At 60.6% G+C, this 10,367-nt stretch carries 9 protein-coding genes and 1 other RNA gene; 9 read left to right on the plus strand and 1 reads right to left on the minus strand.

The genetic code is table 11. From position 1 onward, the window contains the following. From GIW04_RS22360 to GIW04_RS22385, 6 genes are all read left to right on the plus strand, one after another. On the plus strand, positions 1 to 373 hold a 373-nt coding region (locus GIW04_RS22360; RefSeq protein WP_329607636.1), incomplete at its 5' end, for a BRCT domain-containing protein. A 156-nt stretch (positions 374 to 529) separates the two neighbouring features. After that, positions 530 to 1,696: a zinc-binding metallopeptidase family protein gene (locus GIW04_RS22365; RefSeq protein ID WP_034136170.1), complete on the plus strand. Its 1,167-nt coding sequence runs from the start codon at positions 530 to 532 to the stop codon at positions 1,694 to 1,696. A 98-nt stretch (positions 1,697 to 1,794) separates the two neighbouring features. After that, positions 1,795 to 1,891, plus strand: an RNA gene (ffs, locus tag GIW04_RS22370) — signal recognition particle sRNA small type. Positions 1,892 to 2,042: 151 nt separating this feature from the next. Then, positions 2,043 to 4,004 carry a hypothetical protein gene (locus tag GIW04_RS22375; protein WP_120248445.1) on the plus strand — a complete coding sequence of 654 codons (1,962 nt, stop codon included), beginning with the start codon at positions 2,043 to 2,045 and terminating at the stop codon, positions 4,002 to 4,004. Positions 4,005 to 4,162: 158 nt separating this feature from the next. After that, positions 4,163 to 5,209: an N-acetylmuramidase family protein gene (locus GIW04_RS22380; protein ID WP_034136168.1), complete on the plus strand. Its 1,047-nt coding sequence runs from the start codon at positions 4,163 to 4,165 to the stop codon at positions 5,207 to 5,209. 1 nt (position 5,210) lies between these two features. Then, positions 5,211 to 5,801, plus strand: a complete 591-nt coding sequence (locus GIW04_RS22385) for a hypothetical protein (RefSeq protein ID WP_120248444.1) — start codon at positions 5,211 to 5,213, stop codon at positions 5,799 to 5,801. A gap of 127 nt (positions 5,802 to 5,928) precedes the next feature. Here GIW04_RS22385 and GIW04_RS22390 read toward each other — a convergent pair whose 3' ends face one another. Next, the gene (locus GIW04_RS22390) at positions 5,929 to 6,792 is read right to left on the minus strand and encodes a LysR family transcriptional regulator (RefSeq protein WP_003193202.1); all 864 of its coding nucleotides are present in this window, start codon (positions 6,790 to 6,792) and stop codon (positions 5,929 to 5,931) included. Positions 6,793 to 6,890: 98 nt separating this feature from the next. Between GIW04_RS22390 and GIW04_RS22395 the strand changes: the two genes are divergently transcribed. From GIW04_RS22395 to GIW04_RS22405, 3 genes are all read left to right on the plus strand, one after another. Further along, entirely contained in the window at positions 6,891 to 7,832 is a 942-nt protein-coding gene (locus GIW04_RS22395) for a DMT family transporter (protein ID WP_120248443.1), read from the plus strand. A gap of 77 nt (positions 7,833 to 7,909) precedes the next feature. Beyond that, the gene (gene dnaX / locus GIW04_RS22400) at positions 7,910 to 9,970 is read left to right on the plus strand and encodes a DNA polymerase III subunit gamma/tau (RefSeq protein ID WP_120248442.1); all 2,061 of its coding nucleotides are present in this window, start codon (positions 7,910 to 7,912) and stop codon (positions 9,968 to 9,970) included. Positions 9,971 to 10,013: 43 nt separating this feature from the next. Then, the gene (locus GIW04_RS22405; RefSeq protein ID WP_003193199.1) at positions 10,014 to 10,352 is read left to right on the plus strand and encodes a YbaB/EbfC family nucleoid-associated protein; all 339 of its coding nucleotides are present in this window, start codon (positions 10,014 to 10,016) and stop codon (positions 10,350 to 10,352) included. Positions 10,353 to 10,367 lie beyond the last annotated feature (15 nt).

A 10,367-nucleotide genomic window follows, 5' to 3' on the forward strand; every position in this document is an offset into this window, starting at 1 on the left:
GAAGCAAGCCAAGGCTGTACGGGAGTTTTTCGACAATGCCGACAACGCCAACCGTGCCTTGGCCATCGAGCAGCAACTCAAGGACTTCGGCATGCATTGGCAGAGCGAGAAAAAGCTCGTCGAAGGTTTGCCTGAAGCCGGGCACACCTGGGTACTCACCGGCTCCCTGGAGCTGATGAGCCGCGACGTGGCCAAGGACAAGCTCGAAAGCCTGGGGGCCAAGGTGGCCGGTTCGGTTTCGGCGAAAACCCACTGTGTGGTGGCCGGGCCGGGCGCCGGTTCGAAATTGGCCAAGGCCAATGAACTGGGCCTGAAAGTACTGGACGAGGAAGCCTTCGTCGCCTTCCTGGCCAAGCACAACATCACCGTCTGACAGGCTTGATCGTCCCCACGCTCCGCGTGGGAACGCATCCTGTGACGCTCCGCGTCACGGCCTTCTCTCAACACTGTAGGAGGCGTTATCCTTTGCCTGTTGAACGATCTCTCCCGAGAAATGATCTAGTCTCTGTCACCCCAGGGAGAGATCGCCATGTTCCGCTACTTCGAGCAACTCAGCACGCGCATCGCCGCTCCGTTCATGGCCCAAACCTCGCGCAACAGCAAGGTGTGGCAATGCCGGTGTGGCCAGTCGCTGTTCTTTCGCAACAGCCAATGCCTGGCCTGCCAGGCGGCGTTGGGTTACCTGCCGCAGCAAAGCCGCCTGTCGTCCCTGCAACCTGGGCCGGTGGTCGGTACTTGGCTGGCCGACGACAATCTCGATGCCGGCGCTTTCCGGCGCTGCGCCAACCTCGACTCACCGGCCGCGTGCAACTGGCTGATCCCCGCCCACAGCACCGTGCCGTTATGCGTGGCCTGTAGCCTGAACCGCACCATCCCTGACCTATCGATTGCACAAAACCCCGAACGCTGGCGCAAGGTCGAAACCGCCAAGCGCCGCTTGGTGGCGCAACTGATCAGCCTGGGCCTGCAAGTGGTGCCCAAGAGCGTTGACGAAGAGACTGGCCTGGCCTTTGACTTCATCGGTATCGACCTGGAAGGCAACGCGCCCACCACCGGCCACGCCAATGGGCTGATCACCTTGGATATCAAGGAAGCCGACGATGCCCACCGCGAAAAAGTCCGGGTACAGATGCGCGAGCCGTACCGCACCTTGCTCGGCCATTTTCGCCATGAAGTCGGCCATTACTACTGGGACCGCCTGATCGCCAACAGCCACTGGCTTACTCCTTTTCGCAACCTGTTCGGCGACGAACGCGCCAGTTATGCCGAGGCCCTCGACCAGCACTACCAGAACGGCCCGCGCCCCGACTGGCAACTCACCTGCGTGAGCGCCTACGCCACCATGCACCCCTGGGAAGACTGGGCCGAAACCTGGGCCCACTACCTGCACATGATGGACGCCGTGGACACGGCCCTGGGCTTTGGCATGAGCGCCCGCGAGATGGACCTGGATTACCAGCCATTCCCCCTGACCACGCTCTACGACCCCCAACACCCTGGCGGCCCGGCATTCCTGTCCTTCGTCAATGCCTGGATCGAACTGGCCGGCATGCTCAACGAACTGTCCCGCGCCATGGGCCAGCCGGATTTCTACCCCTTCGTGCTGCCGCCTGCGGTGATTGCCAAGCTGCACTTTATTCACCTGGTCATCCAGGAAGAAGGCGGCAGGGCCGATGGGGTTATGGCAAGTGCTTGAGCCTTCTCATTTTTTAATCCGGAACCAACGGTTGTAACTTCCGATGAGATGGGTACAATGGCGCGGCTTGCCGAGAGGCAGCGTCGTTATGGTGACCCCATCGGTCCCCCCGCAACGATTACCCGTGAACCTGGTCAGAGCCGGAAGGCAGCAGCCACAGCGGGAACATTGTGTGCCGGGGTGTGGCTGGTGGGGTTGCCTCCATAACGCTCCCTTCTGCAGTCCCTTCTAAAACCCAAGTTATTTTCAGCCAGTCATCTGTGATGCTTATTGCACAGTGCATGACGGTCATTTCGCATCTAGTGGCATACTCCCAAGCGTCTCTTCCCCCTGGCTACGAGGCTCTATGCACTCGGAACATTTCGACTTATCCAGCCCTGTTTTCTTGCCGATCACCGAGCACACCTGTGCGGGTTTGTTGGGCAGTGAGGGTTTCGATGCACTTGTAGCCCTGAGTGAGCCCCAATTGGCGGCGGTGTTGGTGATCCAGAACCTGGCGCAGGTGCCGGAAAGCGATCTTAGCGCCAACGGTGCTGAAAAAGTGTTGGCCAAGCTGATTGACTGGGCAGTCGATGCCAGCCATTCGGCCAGTGTGTCCCTGCTCTCTGAAGCGCAGCGGCTGTTCGATCAGAGGAAGCTGTACTTCGGCCTCAATGTGGTCAAAAGCTTGAAGCTGCGCTTTCTGCTGGAGGAGGAAGTACAGGCGCGAGACTATCTGTTGCCCACTGGCAAATGGGACGTCGAGTATAAAGTCCGCCATCTCAAGGCCAATGATCCGTTCAGCCAGCAGGTGATCACGCCCAGGCACCGCGAGCGCTGGTTGAGCGCCGAGCAGGACAAGCTGCTCAGAACCTTCCGCGCCAACCTGAACGAAGACCTGCATGTGCAAGGCTACGCCGGCATTGGCAAGAGTCACCTGCTGGTGGCCTTGCTGGAGCACCTGCGCCCGGAAAAGACCTTGTTGCTGGCGCGTACCCCGGCAAAACTCGAAACACTGCGTGCCCGCATGGTGGGTGTACGGGAGCGTAAGGCCGGGCATACCTTCCTGGGCTTTGCCCATGCCCTGTTGCATGGCCCCAGGTTACAGCCGCTGAATACACCGGCGAGGGTGCCGACCAAGCAGGCGCTGGCTCAAGAGTTGAATATCTTTGGTTTTCGCCGCCTGGAAGGGCAGGCGGTGGTGGAGGTGTGCCTCAAGGTGCTTGAGGCCTACTGCCGCTCTTGGGAGTACAGCTTGTCGGCCCAGCATTTGCCGCATTTCAAGCAACCGCTCGCCGGCGTCGATGCCAGGGTGCTGCTCGAATATGCCAGCCGGTTATGGGGCTACCTTGAGGCGAACCCGGCCTGGGGCCGCCACACCGGGTTTGAAGCCTTGTTGATGATCAAACGCGCGAGCCTGGCAGGCTGCGTGGTGCCCGAGCGCTATACCCATGTGCTCATCGATGAGAGCCAGGATATCCCGGCGCCGCTGCTGCAAATCATCGAGCGCGGCCGCCAGGTGCTGATCACCTTGGGGGATGAGTATCAGCAGGCCAGCGGCGGCGTGGTCAAGCGCGCCCGTGAGGTTCGCCATACCGACGTGTGCTACTCCGTGCGTTCCGGGCGCAATGTCGAGCGCCTGGTCAACCCATTGATCAGCTTGCACTCGGAAAAAACCAAATCGCTTTTCGAGGGCGCCCGCGATGCCGACGTGGGCATTGAGTTTTACCCCCAGGGTTTTGTGCCCCCGCAAGGTTGCGTGGTGTTGACCGCCTCCCATTGGGACACCATGCAGTGGGCGATCCAACTGAGCCACGCCCGTTGTGCGTTCGGCCTGGCGAGCAAAGAGGCCCAGCAGTCGCTCAAGCACTTCATGGACACGGTCATCGCGTTGTTCAAACCCGATTTCTATAGCAATGAGTTCAATGACCTCGGCCCCCATCCGTTTTTCAGCGACATGGCCGATTGGCAGCAGGTGCGCGAAGCTTGCCAGTTCGATGAGGCGTTTGTGTGGGTCGAGGCCGCGCTGGAAAAAGGCTTCAACGTGGCGGATGTCACGCGGTTGAACCGGTTGAGTGGCCATCCGGACGAGCGCGTCCTGCTGATGCTGGCGCAGGACGCGGGCGGCATGGAGTTCGACCGAGTACTGCTCACCCCGGAACTGTTGACCAATGTGAAGTTCCAGGACGCCTACGCGTTCGATCAACGACTCTGTGCGGTGTATATCGCGATTTCACGGGCCAGGGTGCAGTTGTATCTGCCTTACGATGTGGTCGAGTGGCTCGACTACCACAAGTATCAAAAGACCCGTGAATCCCACGGTTACTAAGCAATTTAATCCGGCTGTTTCACAACTTTCATAAAGCCCTCTGGACAACCCGCAGACCGCCTTGTTAGCTTGCGCCGGCCACTTGTTTCAGAGTATGACAAGGGCATGGATTTGATATTGAAGTGCTATCACTTCTTTCACTCACAAGGATGTCTGTCATGAAAAGCCTGCAAGGGTTGCCTCGTCTTATCAGTGCTTCGGTAGGGACGCCCGGCAAAGCCCGCAACTTGCCCGCCGATGTTCAGTGCATCCAGTATTTATTCAATTTGATCATTCCCAAGATGGGGTTTGCCTTGCTGGAAAACGGCAAGTGCGACGGCCAGTTGGTGCAATGCATCAGCCAGTATCAGTTTCGCCATCTCAAGTACGCCCATCCCGATGGCGTGATCGACCCCACCGGGCGCACGTTCAACAGTCTGATCGAAGAGGCGCTGAAGGTACCGGTGCGGGCGTTTCCCACTACGCGCATTCCGACGTTTCTCAACATCTTCGGCAATAACAACGTCGATGCGGTACAGGCCACGGTCAATGTGTACCTGGACCGTGTGCGTGCGGTGATCGAGGCCGAGCGGCGTAACCGGCAGTTGATGATGCAGTCCACCTGCGACGGCGGGACGACCTTGAGCGATACGGATTTCCAGAACGCCGCCAAGCAATTGGGCAACGGTATTTCGGTGAATGTGGTCAAGGCGTTCGCCACGGTGGAGTCGGGCGGGAAGGTGGGGTTTGGGCCTGCCAAGTTGCCGATCATCGCCTTTGAAGGGCACCACTTTCGCAAGTACACCAAGCACATCTACGACCAGTCGCAGCCGCTGCTGTCGTATGTCTACAAGAAAAAAGCCGGCCCGCAATGGCAGACGAACAACAAGGATCAGGTCAAGGCCTGGGAGACCATGGCCACCGCCTTTGCGCTGGATCAGGAAGCGGCCTTGATGTCTGCCTCTTGGGGCATGTTTCAGATCATGGGGTTCAATTTCGCCGCGTGCGGGTTCAAGACAGTGTTTGAGTTCGTAGCCTCATTGAAGATCAATGCCGGTAACCAACTCAAGGCCTATCTGAGCCTCTGCAGCCACAACTCGGCATTATTGAGCGCGATGAAAAACAAGGATTTTACCGCCATGGCCCGTAACTATAACGGCGATGATTACGGCAACTATGACGTCCTGATGAAACAAGCCTACGAAGCCTTTGAAGGGAAGAAATAAGATGATTCGTTATCTGGCGATGGGAGTGTTGTCGTGGTGCGCCGTGGCGCCCGTGTTGGCCGGCTCGGCGGCGTTGCATTCAGGTCAATATGAAGGATTGATGCTGGCGGTGACGCCTGGGCATCAGGTCGAGGGTTTCTACCAGGAATCGATGGGCGAGGGTGTGGCCCGCGGTTGCACGTTTTACCTGCAAGGCAAGCCCGAAGCGCTCACCACCTGGCGGGACGCTGCCTACCCAGGCAGTGTGGCCGCGGCGCCCGACGGGGTGACCCTGACGGTGGAGCAGGGCCGCCAACACCCTGGCTGCATCAATGTGCTGATGCCGGAGATCGCCACCGGCCTGGAGTTGAGCCAGACCGCCAGCAAACCCTGGATCGGCTTGGTGACGGTGTCTGCCGACAAGGCTTACCTGCTGAAAACGCCGGGCGCCAAAGCGGCAAAGCGGCCCTACATCGTCAAGCATGACGTGGTGGGCGTACTGGCGTTCAAGGACGGCTGGGCGCAGGTGGAATTCATCAACGCTGACGACCGTTCGTTCACGGGCTGGATCAGTCAGGGCCAGTACGCACGGTTGGCTGCGCCCAAGCCCTGAATTGTAGGAGCGAGCTTGCTCGCGAAAAACGTCAACGATAACGCGTGCTTTCTGAATAGACGCGGCGCCTGTGAGTTTTTCGCGAGCAAGCTCGCTCCTACATTAGGATTAGGACAATTAGGGCAAGTCAGCCGAAGGTCTCGCGCAGCAATCCGGCAAACGCATCTCGCGCCAGGTGCCGCTGGGTGTCCGTGTGCCAGAACAACAGGTTGTCCACGGGCGCCAGCGCTTCAAAGCGATACGACGCCAGCTGATTGGCCTGCTCATAGCGCGCCAGGATCCCCTCGGGTGCCAATGCCACGCCAATCCCCGCACTGACGCATCCGATGATCGTGCCCCAACTGGCATAGCTGGCAATCGCTGGCTTGACGTCATGGGGCTTGAGCCAGTTTTCCAGGGCGGCGCGATAAGGGCAGCCCGGCGGCCATACCAGCAATGTACGGCCGGCCAAGTCCTCGGCGCTATTGATAGGTGCGCTGCACGCGCTGGCGATCAGCACCAGGCGTTCGCTGTAGACCACGCTCTGTTCCAGCTTCGTGCGTTTGCCGCCGGCTGCCACCAGCGCCACGTCCAGGCGGTGGTGCTGCAGGTCGTCCAGCAATTGCGCCCAGGCACCGGTGACCAGTTCCAGGCTGACATCGGGATAACGCCGGTGGTATTCCGCCAGTAATGGCGGCAGGCGCCCGCTGGCACTGGATTCCACCGCACCGATGCGCAAGGTGCCACGGGGAATGGCGTTGGCATCCACCGCGCGTTTGGATTCATCCACCAAGGCCAGGATACGTTCGCAGTAATCCAGGAAGATCTCTCCCGCAGCGCTGATCGCCAGCCCTCGGCCAGCACGGATAAACAACGGCGTGCCCAACTCGCTTTCCAGCTGCTTGATGCGCGTGGTGATGTTGGACGGCACGCAGTGCAATTGCAGCGCAGCCTGGGCCACGCTGCCGGTTTGCGCCACGGCTCGCACCATTTTCAGTTGGGCGAGTTCCATTGCTCAGTTCCAATGATTTCAGAAGTCAGAAACGCTTAATTGTCCTACGCCTGGCCTGGGCCAAGACTGGCAGCATTCCTTTTGCGTGGATGCTGTCGATGAATACTCCGTCACCTCTGAAGCTTACGCTAGTCATTGCCAGCGTTATCCTCTGTTGGGCGTATTCGCCCATCGGCGTGCACATGGGGCTGCACAGTTATAGCCCCGGCCAATTGGCGCTGCTGCGGTTTCTGATCGCGTCGGTATTCATGGGCGGTGTGGCCTGGGTGGTGGGAATTGGACGGCCACCGTTGCGCGACGTGCCGTGGCTGTTGGTGTTGGGTTTTTTCGGGGTGTTCCTGCACCACACCAGTCTCAATTACGGGCAGCAATGGGTGACGGCGGCAGCGTCGAGTGTGTTGGCGCAGTCGGCGCCGCTGTTCAGTGTGTTGATCGCGTTTTTCTGCTTGAAGGAGCGGGTCAGCGCCTGGCGGTGGGGCTGCGTGCTGTTGGGGTTGGCCGGCGTGCTGGTGGTGATCTGGGGCGACCAGGGCATGGGCGATCTCAACCCGCGAGGTTTGCTGATCTTGCTGGCGGCCTGCTCTTGGAGTGTGTACTTCGCCATACAGCGGCATCATGCCCAGCGCTACAGCCCGTTGACCGTGGCGTGCTACATGGTGTGGTCTGGCACCCTGATGCTGTGCGTGAACCTGCCGGGCCTGCCCGTCGCCATCGTGCAGGCACCGATGGCGCAGAATCTCGCCGTGTTGGTGCTGGGCATTTTTCCCAGCGCCTTGGCCTATCTGGCCTGGGGTTACGTGTTGAAGCACGTCGAGGTCAGTCGCGCGTCGGTGGCGATGTACCTGATCCCACCGGTTGCGATGCTGATGGCTGCCACACTGCTCGGTGAGCACGTTGCCCTGCAGGTGATGCTGGGCGCGGTGATCGTGCTGGCCAGCGTTGCCGCTATCAGTCTGGAAGGGCGCTGGTGTTCAAGCGTGCTGGCAGAACGCCCGAAGACGCCCTCTGAAAGGCCAATTGAACAGGCTTCGTCAGATTAGACGAGCGTGCCGGATGCAATTTCCCCCTTGCTCCGCTAGCATTACCGGCTTCCGCTTCCCAGTTGCGACGGTTTTCGATGAGTTATCAGGTTCTTGCACGCAAATGGCGCCCGCGCTCGTTCCGCGAAATGGTCGGCCAGACCCATGTGCTCAAGGCTCTGATCAATGCCTTGGACAGCCAACGGCTGCACCACGCCTACCTGTTCACCGGTACACGCGGGGTGGGCAAGACCACGATTGCGCGCATCATCGCCAAGTGCCTGAATTGTGAAACCGGTATCACCTCGACGCCTTGTGGCACCTGTTCGGTGTGCCGTGAGATCGACGAAGGGCGTTTCGTCGACCTGATCGAGATCGACGCCGCGAGCCGTACCAAGGTCGAAGACACCCGTGAGCTGCTGGACAACGTGCAGTACGCGCCGAGCCGTGGCCGCTTCAAGGTCTACCTGATCGACGAAGTGCACATGCTGTCCAGCCATTCCTTCAACGCTTTGTTGAAAACCCTGGAAGAGCCGCCGCCTTACGTCAAGTTCATCCTGGCCACCACCGACCCGCAGAAACTTCCGGCAACGATTTTGTCGCGGTGCCTGCAGTTCTCCCTGAAAAACATGACCCCCGAGCGTGTGGTCGAGCATTTGACCCATGTGCTGGGCGTCGAGAACGTGCCGTTCGAAGACGACGCGCTGTGGTTGCTGGGCCGCGCCGCCGATGGTTCGATGCGCGATGCCATGAGCCTCACCGACCAGGCCATTGCGTTTGGTGAAGGCAAGGTCATGGCCGCCGACGTGCGCGCCATGCTCGGTACCCTGGACCACGGCCAGGTGTTCGACGTGCTGCAGGCGCTGATCGAGGGTGACGCCAAGGCGTTGCTCGAAGCGGTGCGCCACCTGTCGGAGCAAGGCCCGGACTGGAACGGTGTGCTCTCGGAAATTCTCAACGTACTGCACCGCGTTGCCATCGCCCAGGCCCTGCCGGAAGGCGTCGACAACGGCCATGGCGACCGTGATCGCGTATTGGCCCTGGCCCAGGCCTTGCCGGCCGAAGACGTACAGTTCTACTACCAGATGGGCCTGATCGGCCGCCGCGACCTGCCCCTGGCACCCGACCCGCGGGGTGGCTTTGAAATGGTGCTGCTGCGCATGCTGGCGTTCCGGCCAGCAGATTCGGCAGACGCGCCGAGACAGCCGCTAAAGCCAGTGGGGATCAGCCAGGCCACAGTTGATTCCGCCAAACCCGTGGCTGGCGCGGCCGTTGTTGCGCCAGTAGTTGCTGCGCCTGAGCCGGTTGCGCCGGCACCTGAGCCCGAACCTGCGCCGGTTGCCGTCGCACCGGTGGTCGAGCCCGAGCCGGTCATCGAGCCCGCGCCCGTGGTCGACTTGCCCTGGAATGACCCGGTCGAAGCGCAAGTAGAACCCGAGCAACAGCCCGCGGTAGAGCCCGTGCTGGAAACCACGGGCGAGCAACCCGAGCTGACGCCGATGCCTGCGCCGACTCCGGACAGCGTGGTGCCGGATGCCCCTGAGTGGGTATCGGCACCGGTTCCCGAGCCGACGGTCGCCCAGGTTGACGCGGCCACCCCAGGCATTGACCTGGACGACGAACCGCCGCTGGACGAAGACTACATCGAGCCAGACATGGATTCGGCTTACAGCTACCTGGACGACTTGGCCAGCGAACACACCGCCGAACCTGCGCCCGAGCCCGAGGCAGAACCTGCCGCGGCCCCGGCTACCGGCCTGGCCCTGCAATGGCTGGAATTGTTTCCGAAATTGCCGATCTCCGGCATGACCGGCAGTATCGCCGCCAACTGCACCCTGATTTCCATCGAAGGCGACCACTGGCTGCTGCACCTGGACCCGGCCCATAGCGCCTTGTTCAACGCCACCCAGCAGCGCCGGCTCAACGATGCGCTCAACCAATACCACGGGCGCACGCTGACCATCGCCATCGAACTGATCAAGCCCGAGCAGGAAACCCCGGCCCAGGCCGCGACCCGTCGGCGCCTTAACCGCCAGCGCGAGGCCGAGGATTCGATCCACGCAGATCCGCTTATCCAACAAATGATGCAACAGTTCGGTGCGGTCGTCCGCCACGATACTATTGAACCTGTCGAAGCCCCGGTGTCCCAAGCGTCATGACTCCGGGCTACTCATTGATCCACGTACTTTTGAGGTGATTCCCATGATGAAAGGTGGCATGGCCGGCCTGATGAAGCAGGCGCAGCAGATGCAGGAAAAAATGGCCAAGATGCAGGAAGAGCTGGCCAACGCCGAAGTCACCGGTAAAGCCGGTGGCGATATGGTCAGCGTGGTGATGACCGGTCGTCACGACATCAAGCGTGTCAGCATCGACCCAAGCGTATTGCCGGGCGTGGGTGAAGATGACCTGGAAATGCTCGAAGCGCTGTTCGCCGCAGCCGTCAATGACGCTGTGCGCAAGATCGAAGCCAACAGCCAGGACAAAATGTCCGGCGTGACCGCTGGCATGCAACTGCCACCGGGCATGAAACTGCCGTTCTGACACACGCTTTTAGCT

Origin of the sequence: Pseudomonas sp. PA-4-8C (genome assembly GCF_021606625.1) — a bacterium.
In the GTDB taxonomy this organism is placed as follows: domain Bacteria; phylum Pseudomonadota; class Gammaproteobacteria; order Pseudomonadales; family Pseudomonadaceae; genus Aquipseudomonas; species Aquipseudomonas lactis.